The 19,050-nt window shown below is 70.5% G+C and carries 16 protein-coding genes and 1 tRNA gene; 13 read left to right on the top strand and 4 right to left on the bottom strand.

Annotated features, from left to right (window positions below; translation table 11 throughout):
* Positions 1–5: 5 nt before the first annotated feature.
* The 11 genes from hisI to pyk all read left to right on the top strand — a co-directional run bounded on the left by hisI (position 6) and on the right by pyk (position 15,162).
* A complete protein-coding gene (hisI, locus tag AB0K08_RS08155) occupies positions 6–452 on the top strand; it encodes a phosphoribosyl-AMP cyclohydrolase (RefSeq protein WP_363353227.1) in 447 nt (148 codons plus the stop codon).
* Positions 445–2,097: an anthranilate synthase component I gene (locus AB0K08_RS08160; protein WP_363353229.1), complete on the top strand. Its 1,653-nt coding sequence runs from the start codon at positions 445–447 to the stop codon at positions 2,095–2,097. The genes hisI and AB0K08_RS08160 overlap by 8 nt, the downstream gene beginning before the upstream one ends.
* Positions 2,094–2,735: a Trp biosynthesis-associated membrane protein gene (locus tag AB0K08_RS08165; RefSeq protein ID WP_363353231.1), complete on the top strand. Its 642-nt coding sequence runs from the start codon at positions 2,094–2,096 to the stop codon at positions 2,733–2,735. Before AB0K08_RS08160 ends, AB0K08_RS08165 begins: the two co-directional genes overlap by 4 nt.
* A 125-nt stretch (positions 2,736–2,860) precedes the next feature.
* Complete coding sequence (locus AB0K08_RS08170) at positions 2,861–3,133, top strand: HGxxPAAW family protein (RefSeq protein WP_363353233.1); 273 nt, start codon at positions 2,861–2,863, stop codon at positions 3,131–3,133.
* A complete protein-coding gene (gene trpC, locus AB0K08_RS08175) occupies positions 3,133–3,954 on the top strand; it encodes an indole-3-glycerol phosphate synthase TrpC (RefSeq protein ID WP_363353235.1) in 822 nt (273 codons plus the stop codon). Before AB0K08_RS08170 ends, trpC begins: the two co-directional genes overlap by 1 nt.
* Before the next feature lie 100 nt (positions 3,955–4,054).
* Positions 4,055–5,365, top strand: a complete 1,311-nt coding sequence (gene trpB, locus AB0K08_RS08180) for a tryptophan synthase subunit beta (protein ID WP_363353237.1) — start codon at positions 4,055–4,057, stop codon at positions 5,363–5,365.
* Complete coding sequence (gene trpA / locus AB0K08_RS08185; protein WP_363353239.1) at positions 5,365–6,168, top strand: tryptophan synthase subunit alpha; 804 nt, start codon at positions 5,365–5,367, stop codon at positions 6,166–6,168. The genes trpB and trpA overlap by 1 nt, the downstream gene beginning before the upstream one ends.
* Before the next feature lie 8 nt (positions 6,169–6,176).
* Positions 6,177–7,265 (top strand): prolipoprotein diacylglyceryl transferase, encoded by a 1,089-nt coding sequence (gene lgt / locus AB0K08_RS08190; RefSeq protein WP_363353241.1) that lies wholly within the window; start codon positions 6,177–6,179, stop codon positions 7,263–7,265.
* Positions 7,266–7,393: 128 nt separating this feature from the next.
* Positions 7,394–12,136 carry a glutamate synthase large subunit gene (gene gltB / locus AB0K08_RS08195; protein ID WP_363353243.1) on the top strand — a complete coding sequence of 1,581 codons (4,743 nt, stop codon included), beginning with the start codon at positions 7,394–7,396 and terminating at the stop codon, positions 12,134–12,136.
* Positions 12,129–13,634 (top strand): glutamate synthase subunit beta, encoded by a 1,506-nt coding sequence (locus AB0K08_RS08200; protein WP_363353245.1) that lies wholly within the window; start codon positions 12,129–12,131, stop codon positions 13,632–13,634. The genes gltB and AB0K08_RS08200 overlap by 8 nt, the downstream gene beginning before the upstream one ends.
* A 34-nt stretch (positions 13,635–13,668) precedes the next feature.
* On the top strand, positions 13,669–15,162 hold the full coding sequence (pyk, locus tag AB0K08_RS08205; RefSeq protein ID WP_363353247.1) for a pyruvate kinase: 1,494 nt from the start codon (positions 13,669–13,671) through the stop codon (positions 15,160–15,162).
* 19 nt (positions 15,163–15,181) lie between these two features.
* On the opposite strand, the gene AB0K08_RS08210 is transcribed toward pyk, so the two are convergent.
* Positions 15,182–15,793 (bottom strand): response regulator, encoded by a 612-nt coding sequence (locus AB0K08_RS08210; RefSeq protein WP_363353553.1) that lies wholly within the window; start codon positions 15,791–15,793, stop codon positions 15,182–15,184.
* Between the two features lie 151 nt (positions 15,794–15,944).
* On the opposite strand from AB0K08_RS08210, the gene AB0K08_RS08215 reads away from it, so the two are divergent.
* A tRNA-Leu gene (locus AB0K08_RS08215) sits at positions 15,945–16,026 on the top strand.
* A 155-nt stretch (positions 16,027–16,181) separates the two neighbouring features.
* Here AB0K08_RS08215 and AB0K08_RS08220 read toward each other — a convergent pair.
* Positions 16,182–16,448: a hypothetical protein gene (locus AB0K08_RS08220; RefSeq protein ID WP_363353249.1), complete on the bottom strand. Its 267-nt coding sequence runs from the start codon at positions 16,446–16,448 to the stop codon at positions 16,182–16,184.
* Positions 16,449–16,533: 85 nt separating this feature from the next.
* On the bottom strand, positions 16,534–17,154 hold the full coding sequence (locus AB0K08_RS08225; protein ID WP_363353251.1) for an exonuclease domain-containing protein: 621 nt from the start codon (positions 17,152–17,154) through the stop codon (positions 16,534–16,536).
* Positions 17,155–17,401: 247 nt separating this feature from the next.
* Here AB0K08_RS08225 and AB0K08_RS08230 point away from each other — a divergent pair, with 247 nt between their 5' ends.
* Positions 17,402–18,577: a peptidoglycan DD-metalloendopeptidase family protein gene (locus AB0K08_RS08230; protein ID WP_363353253.1), complete on the top strand. Its 1,176-nt coding sequence runs from the start codon at positions 17,402–17,404 to the stop codon at positions 18,575–18,577.
* Between the two features lie 37 nt (positions 18,578–18,614).
* Here the strand turns inward: AB0K08_RS08230 and AB0K08_RS08235 are convergent, their stop codons facing one another.
* Positions 18,615–19,046: a hotdog fold thioesterase gene (locus AB0K08_RS08235; protein WP_363353556.1), complete on the bottom strand. Its 432-nt coding sequence runs from the start codon at positions 19,044–19,046 to the stop codon at positions 18,615–18,617.
* Between the last annotated feature and the right edge of the window lie 4 nt (positions 19,047–19,050).

A 19,050-nucleotide genomic window follows, 5' to 3' on the forward strand; every position in this document is an offset into this window, starting at 1 on the left:
CCACCATGGACAACGCCGCTCAATCAGTTGCACTCGACCCCGCGATCGCCCAGCGGCTCAAGAAGACCCCGGACGGCCTGGTGGCCGCCATCGCCCAGCAGCATGACACCGGAGAGGTGCTCATGCTCGGGTGGATGGACGAGGAGGCGCTGCGGCGCACGCTCATGAGCGGTCGGGCCACGTACTACTCGCGCTCCCGCGGGGAGTACTGGCGCAAGGGCGACACCTCGGGGCACACCCAGTCGGTGGTGGCCGTGGCCCTGGACTGCGACGGCGATGCCCTGCTCGTCCAGGTCGACCAGGTCGGTGCCGCCTGCCACACGGGGACCCGGACGTGCTTCGAGGGCCGCGGCCTGCCCGTCGCCGCGCTGCCTGCCCCCGCGCACTCCCACGAGGACACCCACCAGCACACCCGCCCGCACACCCACCAGGAGGCCCCCACGGATGCGTGAGCTAGGCACGATCACCCCGACCGCAGAGGAATTCGAGACCCTCGCCGGCGCACACCGGGTCATCCCGGTCACCCTCACGGTCCTGGCCGACGGGCTGACCCCCGTCGGCATCTACCGGCGCCTGGCCGCCGACGAGCCCGGCACCTTCCTGATGGAGTCGGCGGCCCAGGGCGGGGTGTGGTCCCGCTACTCGTTCATCGGCGCGGGGAGCGCGGCCACCCTGACCACCCGGGACTCCATGGCCCACTGGCAGGGCGAGCCCCCGGCCGGTGTGCCCACGCAGGGCGATCCCGTCCAGGTGCTGCGCGAGACCCTCGAGGTGCTGGCCACCCAGGGGCAGGACGGTGTGGGCCGGGACCGGCCGAACCTGGTCTCCGGGATGGCCGGTTTCCTCGGGTGGCCCACCGTGCGCCGCTGGGAGGGCCTGCACAACCCGCCGCCGGACGACCTCGGCCTGCCGGAGATGGCCATGAACCTCATCACGGACCTGGCCGTGCATGACACGGTGGACGGCACGGTCACCCTCGTGGCCAACGCGATCAACCACAACGGCCTGGCCTCCGGCGCCTCGGCGGCCTGGGACGACGCCGTGCAGCGGCTGCACTCCATGGCCGCCCGCCTGACCGCCGCCCCCGGCGGGGCTGGAGACGGAGCCGTCCAGGACCCGGTCTCCGTGGCCCCGCCGAACTGGCTGGACGTGGACGTGGCGGCCCACGTCCACGACTCCTGGACCCACGAGGGGTTCCTGGACGCCGTGGCCAAGGCCCAGCGGGCGATCGTGGACGGAGAGGTCTTCCAGATCGTGGTCTCCCGGCGCTTCTCGGCGCAGACCGAGGCGAGCGGCCTGGACATCTACCGGGTGCTGCGCGCCATGAACCCCAGCCCCTACATGTACCTGTTCACCTTCTCCAAGCCCGACGGCGGCCGGTACCAGATCGTCGGTTCCTCGCCGGAGGCGCTGGTCACCGTCAACGACGGCTCCGTCATCACGCACCCGATCGCCGGGTCCCAGCCGCGGGGGGCGACGGTCGAGGACGACCACCTACACGAGAAGCTGCTCGTCAATGACGAGAAGGAGCGGGCGGAGCACCTCATGCTCGTGGACCTGTCCCGGAACGACCTGTCCAAGGTCTGTGTCCCGGGCAGCGTGTCCGTCACCCAGTTCATGGAGGTCGAGCGCTTCAGCCACATCATGCACCTGGTCTCCCACGTGGAGGGCCGGCTGGAACCCGGGCAACGGGCCTTGGACGTACTGGCGGCGGCCTTCCCCGCCGGCACCCTGTCCGGGGCGCCGAAGCCCCGCGCCCTGCAGCTGCTCGACGAGTGGGAGCCGCAGGAGCGCGGCCCCTACGGGGGCGTGGTCGGCTATTTCGACCTGGCCGGCAACATGGACATGGCCATCAACATCCGCTCCGCCACGCTCGTGGACGGCACGGCCTACGTCCAGGCCGGCGCCGGGATCGTCGCCGATTCCGACCCGGAGACCGAGGCCGCCGAGACCGTGACCAAGTCGAGCGCGCCGATGCGGGCCGTCCTGGCTGCCGGTCAGCTGCGCACGGTCGACGGGACGGCGGGCGGCGCCGTGGAGAGCACGCTGGAGGGCACGCTGGAGAGCACGCTGGAGAGCACGGTGGAGACGCCATGACCCTGAAACGCCGCACCGCCGTCCTCTGGGCCATCGCCGCGGGAGCCATCATCCTCGGCACCGGGGCCCAGACGTGGATCGTGTCCACCGGGGTCTCCGGGCTGGCCACCACCTCGGTGACGACCACCGGGAACCAGGCGGCCGCCGTCGTGCCGGCCATGGGGCTCGTGGGCATGGCCGCGGGCATCGCCCTGTCCATGGCGCGCCGGATCGGGCGTTGGATCACCGCCGTACTCCTGATGCTGGCGGGGGTGGCAGCGGGCATCTCGTCCGTCCACGCCGCCCTGGACCCCGCCGGTGCCGCCCAGGCGCAGGTCTCCCAGGCCAGCGGGACCACGGCGGATGCCGGCAGCTACGCGGTCACCGTGTGGCCCTGGCTCACCCTGCTCGGCGGCGTCCTGCTGCTCGCCTGCGGCCTGGCCGTGGCGGTCCTCGGCCGGGGCTGGACCACGAGCCGCCGGCACGAGAGCCCCGTGACGTCCGGGGCCGCAGGAGCTGGGGGAGCTGGGGGAGCGGCGGGAGTCGCAGGGGGGTCGACGGCGGTGTCCACGTCAGCCGCCGGCACGGCCGAGGACGGTGCCGAGCTGGACGAGATCGACGCGTGGGACGAGCTGAGCCGGGGGCAGGACCCGACGTAGTCGAGATCTGCGGGATCGTCCCGCCGTTCCGTGGCAGAATGAGGGGCAGACCTGATCAGCCGCCGCACCCCCGCATCTCGGAGATGCGGCCGGCCTCGACGCCATTGGAACGAAAGGGACGGTCCATGACCACCTCGCACCGCACCGCCGAAGACGACCTCGTCCTCAATGATCCGACCCACGCCGAGCCTCTCGGCCACGGCAACTCACCGGCCGCGTGGACGCTGGTGCTGCTGATCCTCGTGGGCGCCCTGCTGGCCGGCGTCGGCATGCTGGCGGACCTGTTCTTCCTGATCATCGCGGGCGCCGTGGTGGCCGTGGCCGGCCTGGTCGCCGGGTTCATCATGGGCAAGGCCGGCATGGGCACCCAGGGTCACGCGAAGCCCGCCCGGCACTGATGGCCACCGTTCTCGACGAGATCATCGTCGGGGTCCGCGCCGACCTCGAGGAGCGTCGCCGCGAGGTGTCCCTGCAGGCCATGGCCGAACGGGCGGCTGAATCCGTCCGGCGGGCCCCGGCCCGGGACGCCCTGGCCGCCCTGGCCGGAGGACGCTCCGATGACCGCGGGATCCGCATCCTCTCCGAGGTCAAGCGCTCCAGCCCGTCCAAGGGCGCCCTGGCGGACATCGCCTCGCCGGCGGAACTGGCCCGGGCGTACGAGGCAGGGGGCGCCTCCGCGATCTCGGTGTTGACCGAGCGGCACCGCTTCGGCGGCTCGCTGCAGGACCTGGACGCCGTCCGCGCCGCCGTGGACGTCCCCGTGCTCCGCAAGGACTTCACGGTGGACGAGTACATGATCCATGAGGCCCGTGCCCACGGTGCCGACCTGGTCCTGCTCATCGTCGCCGCCCTGGATGACGCGCAGCTGGCCGAGTACCTCGCCCTGACCCACGAGCTGGGCATGAACGCCCTGGTCGAGGCCCACACGGTGCAGGAGATCGAGCGCGCCGTGGCCGTCGGGGCCCGGATCGTCGGCGTCAACGTCCGCAACCTCAAGACCCTGGACGTGGATCCCGCGAACTACGCCACCCTCGCGCCGAACCTGCCCGAGGGCGTCGTCCGGATCGCCGAGTCCGGCGTGCAGGGCCCGGAGCAGGTGGCCGAGTATGCCCGTGACGGCGCCGACGCCGTCCTGGTGGGTGAGGCCCTCGTGAAGCACGGGGACCCGAGCCAGGCCATCCGGGACTTCCGTGCCGCCTCGCTGACGGCGCGCGCCTGAGCGGCAGCTGAGCAGCAGCTGGGCACCAGCGACCCGAACCGCGCCGTCCGCACCACCTTCTCCGTCCCGACCGACCGATGACCACAGACTGGACCGTACGATGATTGAGCACACCGGGAGCTACCAGAACCAGCCGGGACCGTATTTCGGACCCTACGGTGGCCGCTGGATGCCCGAATCCCTGATCGCCGCGCTCGAGGAAGTGGACCGGACCTTCACGGCGGCCAAGGACGACCCGGACTTCGTCGCCGAGCTGCAGGGGCTGTTCACCGACTACGTGAACCGCCCGTCCCTGCTCACAGAGGTGCCGCGGTTCGCGGCGGACTCCCCGGGCGTGCGGATGTTCCTCAAGCGCGAGGACCTCAACCACACCGGCTCGCACAAGATCAACAACGTGATCGGCCAGGCCCTGGTGGCGCGGCGGATGGGCAAGACCCGCCTCATCGCCGAGACCGGCGCCGGCCAGCACGGCGTCGCCACCGCCACTGCGGCCGCCCTGTTCGGGATGGAGTGCACCGTCTACATGGGCGAGGTGGACACCCAGCGTCAGGCCCTCAACGTGGCCCGGATGGAGATGCTCGGTGCCACCGTCATCCCCGTGACCACCGGTGCGCGCACCCTCAAGGACGCCATCAACGAGGCCCTGCGGGACTGGGTGGCCTCGGTGGACACCACCCATTACCTGCTCGGCACCGTCACCGGCCCGGCCCCCTTCCCGGCCATGGTGCGCTACTTCCACTCGGTGATCGGCGAGGAGGCCCGCGAGCAGATCCTGGCCCAGGTCGGCCGGCTCCCGGACGCGGTCTGCGCCTGCGTGGGCGGCGGCTCCAATGCGATGGGCATCTTCCACGGCTTCCTGGACGATCCCGAGGTCCAGCTCTACGGCCTCGAGGCCGGCGGCGAGGGCCTGGAGACGGGCCGCCACGCGGCCTCGATCAACCTTGGACGGACGGGGGTGCTGCACGGCGCCCGGACCTACCTCATGCAGGACGAGGACGGGCAGACCATCGACTCCCACTCGATCTCGGCAGGGCTCGACTACCCGGCCGTAGGCCCCGAGCACGCCTGGCTGAACGACACGGGCCGGGCCACCTACGAGCCGGTGGACGACGCCGAATGCATGGACGCCTTCCAGCGCCTGTGCCGCACCGAGGGCATCGTCCCCGCCATCGAGTCGGCGCACGCCCTCGCCGGCGGCCTGCGTCTGGCCAAGCGTTGGGCGGATGAGGGCATCGTCGGCCCCGACACCGCCGCCGGCGAGGAGAAGATCATCATCGTCAACCTCTCCGGGCGCGGAGACAAGGACGTGGCCTCGGCCGCCAAGTACTTCGGCATGCTCCCGGACGAGCCGACCCCCGAGGGCGGCGACGCCGAGGCCGTGGCCGCACGCCCCGAAGGAGCGCAGAACTGATGAGCGAGCAGACCCCGATCCGTTCCCTGACCACCGAGGCCATCGAGGCCGCGCGCGCCGCCGGCCGCACCGCCCTCATCGGCTACCTGCCGGCGGGCTACCCCACCCTCCAGGACTCGATCGAGGCGGCCGTGGCCCTCGGCAACAACGGGGCCGACGTCATCGAGATCGGCATCCCCTACAGCGACCCCGTGATGGACGGTCCGGTCATCCAGGCCGCCACCAGCCAGGTGCTGGCCGACGGCTTCCGCATCGACGGGGTGTTCGAGATCATCCGGGCCGTCACGCAGCGCACGGATGCCGCCGTGGTGGTCATGACCTACTGGAACATCGTGGACCGGATGGGCGTGGAGACCTTCGCCCGCCGCCTGGCCGAGGCCGGAGGCGCGGGGATCGTCACCCCGGACCTGGTCCCCGAGGAGGCCGGTGAGTGGTTCGAGGCCTCCGACAAGTACGGCCTGGACCGGATCTTCCTGACCGCACCGAGTTCCACGGATGAGCGTGTACAACTCATCACGGACTCCTCCCGAGGCTTCGTCTACGGCGTCTCCGTCATGGGCGTCACCGGGGCCCGCTCGGAGGTCTCCACGGCCGCCGAGCAGGTCGTGGCCCGCGCCCACGCCTCCGGCGCGCCGCGGGTCGCGGTGGGCCTGGGCATCTCCCAGCCCGAGCACATCCGCGAGATCGGCGCCTACGCCGACGGGGCGATCGTGGGCACCGCGCTGGTGGCGGCGCTGCGGGACGGTGGCCCGGCCGCCGTCGGGCGACTGGCTGCCACGCTGGCGACCGGTGCCGTGCGATGAGCCCCACCGTGACCTCCGCACTGATCACCGCGGCGATCCCCGCCCCCGGCTGGGACGGGTTTCACCTCGGCCCGGTCACCATCCACGCCTACGCCCTGTGCATCGTGGCGGGCATGGTGGTGGCCCTCTGGCTGTCCTCGCTGCGCTGGAAGGCGCGCGGGGGCCCCGAGGGAAGCATCATCGACATCTCCATCTGGGCCATCGTCTTCGGCCTCGTGGGGGCCCGTCTCTACCATGTGTTCTCCTCTCCCACGGCCTACTTCGGCCCGAACTTCGACGGCACGGGGGACCTGACCAAGATCTGGCGCGTCTGGGAGGGGGGCCTGGGGATCTGGGGCGCCGTGGCCCTCGGCGCGGTCGGCGCCTGGATCGCCTGCCGCCGCTACGGCTTCAGGCTCTCCGCCTACGCGGACGTGGTGGCCCCGGCGGTGCTGCTGGCCCAGGCCATCGGTCGTCTCGGCAACTACTTCAACCAGGAGCTCTTCGGCGGGCCCACCACCCTGCCCTGGGGCCTGCAGGTGGCCGCCGACCACCCGAACTTCCCGGCCGGTGCCCTCGAGGGCACGCTGTTCCACCCCACGTTCCTGTACGAGATGGTCTGGAACCTGGCGGGTGTGGCCCTGCTCCTGCTGCTGGACCGCAGGCTCCGCCTGCGCCGCGGCATGATGCTGTGGTCCTATGTGGCCTGGTACACGGCGGGCCGCACGTGGATCGAGATGCTGAGGATCGACGACGCCGAGATGATCACGCTGTTCGGCATCACCCAGCGCCTCAACGTCTGGACCTCGCTGCTGATGTTCCTCATCGCCGTCGGCTTCCTGGTCTACCTCGGCCTCACCCGCCCCAAGACCGCGGAGGGCCGGGCCCTGGCCGATTCCCTGTGGAGAGAGGGCCGCGAGCCGGTGCCGGAGGTCGAGAAGACGGAGGCCGAGAAGACGGCTGAGACGGCTGCGACGGCTGCGACGGCCGAGGCGTCCGAGACGGCCGTGGCGGGCGAGCCTGCGGAGCCCTCAGAACCGGCCCTGACCGGTGACGATGAGAAAGTTAACGCCGACGAAACAAAAAAAGTCGGCGATCCGGCCCGAAACCGTGAGTGAGTGGCGCGCGCCTCAGTAGAATCGACTCCACTGCACTGACCTGAGGCGCTTGAGCGCCGCACGGCAACCGGGGCCGACGATGTCCCCTTCCACCGCAGCAGATCCCACTGCGCATCGGAAGGATTCACATGACATTGCGCTTTGACGACGAGCAGACAGACCACGAGCAGACAGACCACGAGCTGCCGGACGACTCCGGGCAGGAGAAGCTGGCCCAGGACCCGAAGAACCCCTTCAACCGGTACTCCGGCCTCCCCGCCGAGCAGGGCCTGTACCGTCCGGACGCGGAGAAGGACGCCTGCGGTCTGGCGGTGATCGCCACCCTGCGCGGCGTGCCCGGCCACGACATCGTCGAGCACGCCCTGACCGCGCTGCGCAACCTCGAGCACCGCGGCGGGGTCGGCGGGGACGACGGCACCGGGGACGGCGCCGGGCTGCTCCTGCAGATCCCGGACGCCTTCTTCCGCGCGGTGCTGGATGTCGAGTTGCCCGACGCCGGCCGGTACGCGGTCGGAACGGCCTTCCTCCCGCAGGAGGAGACCGAGCGGGCCGAGGCGGTGGCCGGCATCGCCGAGCGCGCCGCCGAGGAGGGCCTGGTGGTCCTGGGCTGGCGGGACGTCCCCGTTCAGACGGCGGTCCTCGGCGCCTCGGCCCGTGCCGTCATGCCGCACTTCTCCCAGCTGTTCCTCGGGCTGGCCCCCGCAACGGGTCCCGCGGCAGCGGAGTCCGTGGGGGACTCCCTCGACGCCCGGGCCTTCCGGGTCCGCAAGCGCACCCAGAACAAGTACGGCGTCTACTTCCCCTCCCTGTCCACGCAGACCATCGTGTACAAGGGCATGCTCTCCACCGCCCAGCTCGAGCCGTTCTACCCGGACCTGTCCGATGAGCGCTTCGCGACCTCGCTGGCCGTGGTGCACTCCCGGTTCTCCACCAACACGTTCCCGTCCTGGCCGCTCGCCCAGCCCTTCCGGACCATCGCCCACAACGGGGAGATCAACACGGTCAAGGGCAACCGGAACTGGATGCGCGCCCGGCAGTCGATGCTGGCCTCACCCCTGCTCGGCGAGGAACCGGAGAAGCTCTACCCGATCTGCACCCCCGGGGCCTCCGACTCGGCCAACTTCGACGAGGTGGCCGAGCTGCTGCTGCTGGGCGGCCGCCCCCTGAGTCATGTGGTCATGATGATGATCCCGGAGGCCTGGGAGAACCACGAGTCCATGGACCCGGACCGTCGCGCCTTCTACGAGTACCACTCCATGCTGATGGAGCCGTGGGACGGGCCCGCCGCCGTGGCGTTCACCGACGGGCGCCAGGTCGGCGCCGTGCTGGACCGCAACGGGCTGCGCCCGGCCCGCTACTGGGTCACGGACGACGGCCTGGTGGTGCTGGCCTCGGAGGTCGGCGTGCTGCCGCTGGCCCCCTCCCGGATCGTCCGCAAGGGCCGCGTGGCACCGGGCCGGATGTTCCTCGTGGACACCGCCGAGGGCCGGATCATCGAGGACAACGAGGTCAAGGCCGAGGTGGCCAACGCCAACCCGTGGCGCGAATGGGTCAGCGAGAACCTGATCAGCCTCGACGACCTGCCCGAGCGCGAGCACGTCACCTACTCCTCCACGTCCGTGGCCCACCGCCAGCGCACCTTCGGCTACACCACGGAGGAACTGCGCCTGCTGATCGGGCCCATGGCGGAGCACGGCGCCGAGCCCCTGGGGGCCATGGGCACGGACACCCCCATCGCCGTGCTCTCGAAGCGGCCGCGGCTGCTGTTCGACTACTTCACCCAGTCCTTCGCGCAGGTCACCAACCCGCCGTTGGACTCCATCCGGGAGGAGATCGTCACCTCCCTGCGCACCTCGATCGGGCCGGACGGCAACCTGCTCTCCGACGAGCGGGTGCACGCCCGCCACATCGGGCTCCAGTTCCCGGTGATCGACAACGACCAGCTGGCGAAGATCGCCAACCTGCGGGTGGCCCCCGGTCCCGCGGGCGGTGCGGCGGATGGCCCCGCGCCGGGGACCAAGGCCTCCCTGAAGGTCCGCGGCCTGTACCGGGTCGACGGCGGCGCCGCCGGCCTGCGGGACCGGCTCACCGAGATCTGTGAGCAGGTCTCCGCCGCGGTGAACCGCGGCGTCCAGTACATCGTGCTCTCCGACCGGGACTCGAACGCGCAGTGGGCTCCGATCCCGTCCCTGCTGCTGCTCTCCGCCGTGCACCACCACCTGCTGTCCTCGGCGAACCGGACGCGTGCCTCGCTGCTCGTCGAGGCCGGAGACGTGCGCGAGGTCCACCACGTGGCCGTGCTGATCGGCTACGGGGCCTCCGCGGTGAACCCCTACCTGGCCATGGAGTCCGCCGAGGACCTCGTGCGCACCGGCGCCCTCACCGGCATCACCCGGGCCGGGGCCGTGGCCAACCTGATCCGGGCCCTGGGCAAGGGCGTGCAGAAGATCATGTCCAAGATGGGCATCTCCACCGTGGCCTCGTACTGCGGGGCCCAGACCTTCGAGGCGCTCGGCCTGTCCCGGACCGTGGTGGACCGGTACTTCTCCGGCACCAGGACACCCCTGGGCGGGGTCGGTCTGGAGGTGATCGCGGCCGAGAACGAGCAGCGCCACTGGGCGGCCTACCCGCCGGACGGCAATGACATCGACCCCTACCGTGAACTGGAGACCGGGGGCGAGTACCAGTGGCGGCGGGACGGACCGCCGCACCTGTTCAACCCGGAGACCGTCTTCCGTCTACAGCACGCCACCCGGACCCGGCAGTACGGCATCTTCAAGGACTACACCCGCCTCGTGGATGAGCAGTCCAGGGACTTGATGACCCTGCGCGGGCTGCTGACGCTCAAGACCGGCGCCCGCCAGCCCGTGCCCCTGGACGAGGTGGAACCGGTCTCCGCCATCGTGAAGCGCTTCTCCACCGGGGCCATGAGCTACGGCTCCATCTCCCAGGAGGCCCACGAGACGCTGGCGATCGCCATGAACCGCCTCGGCGGCAAGTCCAACACGGGCGAGGGAGGCGAGGACCCCGAGCGGCTCCTGGACCCCGAGCGCCGCTCGGCCATCAAGCAGATCGCCTCGGGACGCTTCGGGGTGACCAGCCTGTACCTCGCGACCGCGGACGACCTGCAGATCAAGATGGCCCAGGGGGCCAAGCCCGGCGAGGGCGGCCAGCTGATGGGCACCAAGGTGTACCCGTGGGTGGCCTCCACCCGGCACTCGACCCCCGGCGTCTCCCTCGTGTCCCCACCGCCGCATCACGACATCTACTCGATCGAGGACCTCGCCGAGCTGATCCACGACCTCAAGCGGTCCAACCCGGCGGCGCGCGTGCACGTCAAGCTCGTCTCCGAATCCGGGGTGGGCACCGTGGCGGCCGGCGTGACCAAGGCGAAGGCCGACGTCGTGCTGATCTCCGGGCACGACGGCGGCACCGGCGCCTCCCCGCTGAACTCGCTCAAGCACGCCGGCGCACCGTGGGAGCTGGGCCTGGCCGAGGCCCAGCAGACCCTGATGCTCAACGGCCTGCGGGACCGCGTGGTGGTGCAGGTGGACGGCCAGCTCAAGACCGGCCGGGACGTGGTCATCGCCGCCCTGCTCGGGGCCGAGGAGTTCGGCTTCGCCACCGCCCCGCTCGTGGTCTCCGGATGCATCATGATGCGGGTGTGCCACCTGGACACCTGCCCCGTGGGCGTGGCCACCCAGAACCCGGAGCTGCGCTCCCGCTTCACCGGCCGGCCCGAGTTCGTGGTGAACTTCTTCGAGTTCATCGCCGAGGAGGTGCGCGAGTACCTGGCCGAGCTCGGCTTCCGCAGCCTCGAGGAGGCCATCGGGCACCTCGAGGTGCTGGAACGGGATGCCGCGGCGGACCACTGGAAGACCCGCGACCTGGACCTCAGCGGGATCCTCGACGGCTACGACCCGGCCGATCCGGAGAAGGCCCGCCAGCTCTCCAACACCCACGGGCAGAACCACGAGCTGGACCGGCACTTCGACAACGACCTCATCACGGCGGCCGAGCCCGCCATCGCCCAGGGCACCCGCGTGGAACTCAGCCGACGGATCCTCAACACGGACCGCGCGGCCGGCACCATGCTCGGGTACCACGTCACCAAGGCCCGGCTGTTGGACGAACTGGCCGCGGACACCATCACCGTGAACCTGACGGGGCAGGCCGGCCAGTCCCTCGGCGCGTTCCTGCCCGCGGGCATCACCCTGCGCTTGGCCGGGGACGCCAACGACTACGTGGGCAAGGGCCTGTCCGGCGGGCGGATCGTGGTGCGCCCCGACCGGGGAGCGGGCTTCGCGGCCGAGGACAACGTGGTGGCCGGCAACGTGATCGGCTACGGCGCCACCTCGGGCGAGCTGTTGCTGCGCGGCCGCGTGGGCGAACGATTCCTGGTCCGCAACTCCGGCGCCACCGCCGTGGTGGAGGGCATCGGGGACCACGGCTGCGAGTACATGACCGGCGGCCGGGCGCTCATCCTGGGACGCATCGGCCGCAACTTCGCGGCGGGCATGTCCGGCGGCACCGCCTGGGTCCTGGACCTCGACGTGGCCGCGCTCAATCCCCTGGCCGTGGCCCAGCACGACCTCATGCTGCTGGAACCGCGCCCGGAGGACCGCCGGGCCATCGCCGAGCTGTTGCAGCGGCACCAGGCGGAGACCGGCTCACCGGTGGCAGCCCTCCTGCTCTCCGGACTGGCGGCGGATGCGGAGTCCGGCCGGGACACCGTGATGTCCCGCTTCACCACCGTGCTGCCGACCACCTACGACGCCGTGCTCAAGACCCGTGCGGCCGTCATCGACGAAGGACTAGACCCGGACGGCGACGCAGCCTGGGGTCGGATTGTGGAGGCTACCCGTGGCTGATCCCCGTGGATTCCTGAACACCCGTGAGCGGCAGGACCGCCCGTCCCGCCCGGTGCCCGTGCGCATCATGGACTTCAAGGACGTCTACGTCCGCCAGGACGAGGCCGTGGTCCGCACCCAGGCAGGCCGGTGCATGGACTGCGGCGTGCCGTTCTGCCACCAGGGCTGCCCGCTGGGCAACCTCATCCCCGAGTGGAACGACCTGGTCCGCCGGGGCCGGTGGGAGGAGGCCGCCGCCCGGTTGCACGCCACCAACAACTTCCCGGAGGTCACGGGACGCATCTGCCCGGCGCCGTGCGAGTCCTCCTGCGTGTTGGGCATCAACCAGCCGGCCGTGACCATCAAGCAGACCGAGGTGTCCATCGCCGAGGCCGCCTTCGAGAACGACTGGCTCGAGCCCGTCATCCCGCAACGGCTCAACGGGCACACCGTGGCCGTCGTCGGATCGGGACCCGCCGGGCTGGCCGCCGCCCAGCAGCTCACCCGGGCCGGCTTCACGGTGGCCGTCTACGAGCGGGACGGCCGGATCGGCGGGCTGCTGCGGTACGGCATCCCGGACTTCAAGATGGAGAAGGACGTCCTGGACCGCCGCCTGGCCCAGATGGAGGCCGAGGGGACCCGGTTCCGCCCCGGCACGGCCATCGGGACCGACCTCAGCTGGGCCGAGCTGCGCGGCCGCTACGACGCCGTCATCATCGCCACCGGGGCACCCGTCCCGCGCGACCTGCCCGCCCCCGGCCGACACCTTCAGGGCGTGCATTTCGCGATGGACTACCTGGTGCAGTCCAACCGGGAGCTCAACGGCGAACTGAGCGAGGAGGAGGCCGGGGCTCAGATCCGGGCCGACGGCAAGCACGTGGTGGTCCTCGGCGGCGGGGACACCGGTGCGGACTGCATCGGCACGGCCCACCGCCACGGTGCCGCCTCGGTCACGACCCTGGCCATCGGCAGGGAGCTGCCCACCGAGCGTCCGGCGGACCAGCCCTGGCCCACGGCACCGAAGGTCTACGAGGTCAGCTCCGCCGACGCCGAGGGGGGCACCCGCGAATACCTCGCCTCGACGGTGGAGTTCCTCGGGGAGACGGGACCCGACGGCGTGGAACGCGTGCGCGCCCTGCGCGTGGCCGAGACCGAGTACCTGCCGGACGGGCGTCGCGTGCCGAAGCCGGGTACCGAGCGGGAGATCCCCGCGGACCTGGTGCTGCTCGCCCTGGGGTTCACCGGGGTGGAGGATGCCGGCCTCACGGCCGAGGGGAGCCGGACGCCCGAGGAGGCGGCCGGCGTCGTGCTCGAGTGCGGTCTCATCAAGCGGGACCGCCGCTACGAGACCGACACCCCGGGGGTGTTCGTGGCCGGTGATGCCGGGCGGGGCGCCTCACTGGTGGTGTGGGCCATCGCGGAGGGGCGGGCCTGTGCCCGGGCCGTGGATGAGTCGCTGGAGACCTGGACCCGGCTGCCGTCCCCGGTGGAGCCGACCGACCGCGCGATCTCGGTCTGAGCGAACACGGCCTGAAGCTGACTAGGCTGGAGCCATGAGACACGCGAAGATCGTCGCCACGTTCGGCCCGGCCAATGAGGGATACCAGAACACCAGGGAGCTGATCGCCGCGGGGGTGGACGTGGCCCGCCTGAACATGAGCCACGGCAGCTGGGACGTCCATGAACGGACCTACGCGGACATCCGGCGGGCCGCGCAGGACCTGGACCGCCCGGTGGGGATCTTCGCGGACCTGCAGGGCCCCAAGATCCGGCTGGGCCGGTTCGCGGACGGGCCGCATGACCTGGCGGTGGGGGACCGGTTCACCATCACCACCCGCGAGATCGAGGGATCCGCCTCGGAGTGCGGCACCACCTTCAAGGGGCTGCCGCAGGATGTGCGGCCCGGCGACGCGCTGCTGATCGATGACGGCAAGGTCGCCCTGCGCGCCGTGGAGGTGACCGAGACCGAGGTGGTGACCGAGGTGGAGGTCCCCGGGACGGTGTCCAACAACAAGGGCATCAACCTGCCGGGGGTGGCCGTCAACGTCCCGGCGCTGTCGGAGAAGGACGAGGCGGACCTGCGCTGGGCCCTGGAGATCGGGGTGGACATGGTCGCACTGTCCTTCGTCCGCTCGGCGGAGGACATCACCCGCGTGCACGAGATCATGGACGAGTCCGGACGACGCGTGCCGGTGATCGCGAAGATCGAGAAGCCGCAGGCCGTGGAGGCCCTGCACGGGATCGTCGACGCCTTCGACGCGATCATGGTGGCGCGCGGGGACCTCGGGGTGGAGCTGCCGCTGGAAGACGTGCCGCTGGTGCAGAAGAAGGCGATCGAGCTGGCCCGGCGCTGGGCCAAGCCCGTGATCGTGGCCACCCAGGTCCTGGAGTCCATGATCGACAGCCCCCGGCCGACGCGGGCGGAGGCCTCCGACTGCGCGAACGCCGTGCTGGACGGCGCGGACGCCGTGATGCTCTCGGGGGAGACCTCGGTGGGCAGGTACCCCGTGCAGACGGTGGAGACGATGGCCCGGATCATCGAGTCCACCGAGATCCACGGCCTGGACCGCATCCTGCCCCTGGGCTCCCGGCCGAAGACCCGCGGTGGGGCCATCACCCGCGCCGCCGTGGAGATCGCCAACCAGTTGGACGTGCCGCACCTGGCCACCTTCACGCAGTCCGGTGACTCCGCCCGGCGGCTCTCCCGCCTGCGCCCGCAGCAGATGATCTATGCCTTCACCCACGTGGAGCACACCCACAACATCCTGTGCCTGTCCTGGGGCGTGCTGCCGAAGATGGTGCCGTTCGCCTCCTCCACGGACGAGATGACGGCCCAGGTGGACCGGTCCCTGCTGAAGGAGAAGATCGCCGGGGTGAACGACCTGGTCGTCATCGCCGCCGGGTCCCCTCCCGGCAAGCCCGGCTCTACCAACATCGTCAAGGTCCACCGCATCGGCGACCTCGACGACTCCGGTGGGCTGCTGGAGGGCCAGGCGACGCCCGAACGCGAGCGGGTCGGGATCTGGCCGGCGCGCTCCCCGCTGTGAGGCTCTAGGCCGTGAGGCTTTAGCCCATCTGGTCGACGACCGTCTGGGCCACCTCCCGCATGCTCAGGCGCCGGTCCATGGAGGTCTTCTGGATCCACCGGAAGGCCTCCGGCTCGGACAGGTCCAGGGTGGTGGTCAGCAGGGACTTGGCCCGGTCCACGAGCTTGCGGGTGGCGAACTGCTCGGCGAGGTCGGAGACCTCCTCCTCCAGCGCCCGCAGCTCCTCGAAGCGGGCCACCGCCAGCTCGATCGCCGGCACGAGGTCGTTCTCGTTGAAGGGCTTGACCACGTAGGCCATGGCCCCGGCCTCGCGTGCGCGTTCCACCAGTTCGCGTTGGCTGAAGGCGGTGAGCAGCACCACGGGGGCGATCTTGTCCCGGGCGATGTGCTCGGCCGCGGTGATCCCGTCCATGATGGGCATCTTCACGTCCATCAGCACCACGTCCGGGTTCAGGTTCGTGGCCAGGTCGAGGGCCTTCTGCCCGTTGTCGGCCTCGCCGACCACCTCGTATCCCTGCCCGGTGAGGATCTCCACGATGTCCACGCGGATCAGCGTCTCGTCCTCGGCGACGACGACGCGCAGCGGCGCGGAGTCGGTGGGGCTGGTCGTTTCGCTGTGCTCGGTCGGCATCTCAGCGGGCATGAAGACTCCTTGCGTTCGGTCATCAATCAGCGTATCCGGTCAGCGGGGAGCACCGCGTCGCGCCCGGCCGCGGGGCGGGGCGGTGGCGTGTATTCTTGTAGGGTTGTCACGCTGGTTTTCCACCGGCGGATCCATTCAGGCCCGAATGGCGGAATTGGCAGACGCGCCGCACTCAAAATGCGGTACCGAGAGGTGTGTGGGTTCAATTCCCACTTCGGGCACCGACGGCCCCGATCCCTTGCAGTGCAAGGGGTCGGGGCCTGTGGTTTCCGGTCTGTTGAAGAACCGGCGACGCGCATTGACCAGCTTCTGGGTCAGTGTGCCGGCCGTCGATTTCGGCCAGGACAGGCCCGTCGGGTAGTGCGTAGTTGGTCGATCAGGGCAGTGTGCCGATTCCCAGGCGGGCGAGGAACTCGCCCCCACCCATGAAGGTCACCGCTTGGCCGCTCAGTAGACGCTCCCCGGCCTTGCGCTCTTTTCCGCTGCCCTGGAGTGGGTCGTAGTCGGAGGGGATCTCGTGATGGTGGGCGACGACGACCATGGTGGTCCTCTTGGTGACGTTCTTCTGTGGTTGGGCGCCGAGTCGAGCCGCCAGGGTCCATGCGTCCCAGCGGTCCAGGGAGTCGAGTTCGCCGGTGATCACGACGTGCTGGCCGAAGAGCGGGTGGTCTGGTGAAGCGTCAGGATTGGGCAGAGGGACGTCTTCCTTCCGGGCCGTCGCGGCGCGGTTAAACCAGCCATCGTGGGCGACGCTGGTCGGCCGCGCAGAGCGTGAGCTTGCCGTGGGAGGGCGACGGGGTGATCGCGGGCCACAGATCATCGATGGTGTAGCTGGAAGTCAACTGCGCCAACGCGGTGACGATCGAGGCGGCGACGGTTGCGTCGTGGGTGGCGTCGTGATGGTTCGGCGCGTCGATGCCGAGGTGCTGTGCCACGTCCACGAGCTTGGTGGGACCGCCCGGCAGGAGGCGCTTCGTGAGTTTCAGGGAGCAGTGCCAGGAGTATTCGAAGGGCAGGACAACCGCGTTGGCACACGTCTTCAGGTAGACGGACCTGTCGAAGGAGGAGTTGTGGGCCACGAGGGGAAGCCCTTCGGCGAAGTCGTGGATCGCCGCCGTGGATTCATTCCACGTATACCCATCCGCGACAAGCTCTGGAGTGATTCTGTGGATCTGGATGTTCCTCGGCGAGAACGATTCGAGGCCTGTGGGCGGTATGGCGTACCAGCCTGCGGAATCGACGAGCTGTCCGCCGAGGACCTTGGTCATGCCGACTTGGCACGCTGAACCGCGCTGTTCGTTCGCGGTTTCGAAGTCAATGGCAACGAAGTTCAGATCCTGCATGGTCATCAGTCCTTATTCTGGTGCTGGTTCGCCTCGCCGAGTCCGTCACATTGTTCATCGGTACGGCAGACCGCCGATTTCACTCCTGGTCCGGCCGCGCCCCCACTGCGGACAATCCCTGCACCCCCGGCCTATGGTGTTGCCATGCCGGGTCATCGGTGAGCCCCGCACGCCGTACTCACCACCATCACCGAAGCACTGCATTCATCCAGCTGTGTTCGAGTGACCCCGTGGGGGCGGAGGAGACGGAACCATGACCATCGAGAGTGTTGCCTGGGACGAGATCTACGAGGTCCCGGAATTGCCCGACGATCCCGACGACGAGAACCCCGAGGAGGGCCCGCCGCTGGACATCGAGGACCCGTTCCCCGAGTCGGTGGAGCCCGGTATGGACGAGCGGGGCTACGGCGCCGCACCTCCGGAGGACCCCGACGGCGGCCGGGTGCGCAGCGGATTCTGCTCCCCGTTGCCCGAGGACTGCCGCCTGACCTCGGGGTTCGGCTCCCGCAAGGGCATCCTCCACGCCGGGACGGACTGGGCACCGCCGAAACCGGGCCAACGTGGAGTCCCCGTCCTCGCGGTGGCGTCCGGCACCGTTATCGCGGTGGGCCGGGGCAAGGGCAGGAAGTTGGACCGCGTCCCCTTTCACTCCGGCCGCTTCGTGTGGTTGGACCTGGGCTTCCACGGCGGCCAGCGGATGCGCGCCTACTACGGGCACCTGGCCTCCGCGGACGTGGCCGAAGGACAGACGGTGGAGGCCGGGCAGCGGCTGGGTCTCATGGGCGGCTCCGGGGCGAAGGGCGAGGACGACTTCGCCGTGCACCTGCACTTCGGCGTGGCCCAGGACCACGACCGGCCGGTCCTGGCCGCCCGCCGCCACGGGGCGGCAGGCTGGATCAACGCCGACACCTGGCTGCGATCCAAGGGCATCACGGTGGGGACCACCCGGCCCACTGCCCTGCAAACCACGGTGACCCAGACGGGCCCGGCGCGGCCGGCTCCGGCCGAGAAACCGCGGCCGAAGACCTCGGCCACCGCTGCACCCCGGCACGTCCGCTCCGAGGCCTCCATCCGGCAGATCTGCATCAAGGCCGGCCACGGGGACAGCGGCAACAGCCTGGCCCTGCTCATCGAGCGCTACCAACACCGTCAGCAGAAGCCGCTGACCCTGGTGCACGACTCCCACTGGGGTGCGGTCACCGAACGGCACTACCAGTGGGTGCTTCTCCTGCAACAGGCCCTCAACGGGTGGAAGGGCGTGGACCTGAACGTGGACGGGGACTATGGGAAGAAGACCGCCGCGCGCGTGCGCGAGGTCCAGGAGCGCAATCTGAAAGGGGCCTACCGCTCGGCCGGCGGCAGGACCGCGGACGGAGCCCCCGGCGCCGCCACGGCGCGGATGCTCGGCATCGCGCCGTATCCGGGCTAGCCGGAGTCCAACCAGCCGGATCCGAACTGGACCCGAGTCACCGCCGGCTCGGGTCCAGGATCATGTTCGTGATCTTCGCCGTGGAGAGCCGCTTGCCCGCCTCGTCGGTCATGACGATCTCATGCGTGGTCAGCGTCCCGCCCAGGTGGATGGGGGTGCAGGTCCCGGTGACGATCCCCTCCGTGATGCCCCGGTGGTGGGTGGCGCTGATCTCGATCCCGACCACGGGCTTCTCACCCCGCGTGTGCAGCACGGCCGCGATCGAACCCAGGGTCTCCGCCAGCACCAGGTGGGCGCCGCCGTGGAGCAGTCCCGCGTTCTGCTCGTTGCCGGCCACGGGCATGGTGGCCACCATCCGCTCCACCGTCATCTCCCGGAAGACGATGCCCATCTTGGCGGTCAGGGGGCTGATGCCCAGGGCGCCCAGGTAGTCGTGGAACCGCTCCGGGATCCCCGTGTCGAGCAGCATCTGC

Origin of the sequence: Citricoccus sp. NPDC055426 (assembly GCF_040677445.1) — a bacterium.
Classification (GTDB): Bacteria; Actinomycetota; Actinomycetes; order Actinomycetales; family Micrococcaceae; genus Citricoccus.

Coding starts and splice junctions, on each gene's coding strand:
- AB0K08_RS08235 (WP_363353556.1), bottom strand. CDS start 19,046: ATGCTGCTCGACACGGGGATCCCGGAGCGGTTCCACGACTACCTGGGC.
- AB0K08_RS08230 (WP_363353253.1), top strand. CDS start 17,402: ATGACCATCGAGAGTGTTGCCTGGGACGAGATCTACGAGGTCCCGGAA.
- gltB (WP_363353243.1), top strand. CDS start 7,394: ATGACATTGCGCTTTGACGACGAGCAGACAGACCACGAGCAGACAGAC.
- hisI (WP_363353227.1), top strand. CDS start 6: ATGGACAACGCCGCTCAATCAGTTGCACTCGACCCCGCGATCGCCCAG.
- trpC (WP_363353235.1), top strand. CDS start 3,133: ATGGCCACCGTTCTCGACGAGATCATCGTCGGGGTCCGCGCCGACCTC.
- AB0K08_RS08210 (WP_363353553.1), bottom strand. CDS start 15,793: ATGCCGACCGAGCACAGCGAAACGACCAGCCCCACCGACTCCGCGCCG.
- AB0K08_RS08225 (WP_363353251.1), bottom strand. CDS start 17,154: ATGACCATGCAGGATCTGAACTTCGTTGCCATTGACTTCGAAACCGCG.
- trpA (WP_363353239.1), top strand. CDS start 5,365: ATGAGCGAGCAGACCCCGATCCGTTCCCTGACCACCGAGGCCATCGAG.
- AB0K08_RS08160 (WP_363353229.1), top strand. CDS start 445: ATGCGTGAGCTAGGCACGATCACCCCGACCGCAGAGGAATTCGAGACC.
- trpB (WP_363353237.1), top strand. CDS start 4,055: ATGATTGAGCACACCGGGAGCTACCAGAACCAGCCGGGACCGTATTTC.
- AB0K08_RS08170 (WP_363353233.1), top strand. CDS start 2,861: ATGACCACCTCGCACCGCACCGCCGAAGACGACCTCGTCCTCAATGAT.
- AB0K08_RS08165 (WP_363353231.1), top strand. CDS start 2,094: ATGACCCTGAAACGCCGCACCGCCGTCCTCTGGGCCATCGCCGCGGGA.
- pyk (WP_363353247.1), top strand. CDS start 13,669: ATGAGACACGCGAAGATCGTCGCCACGTTCGGCCCGGCCAATGAGGGA.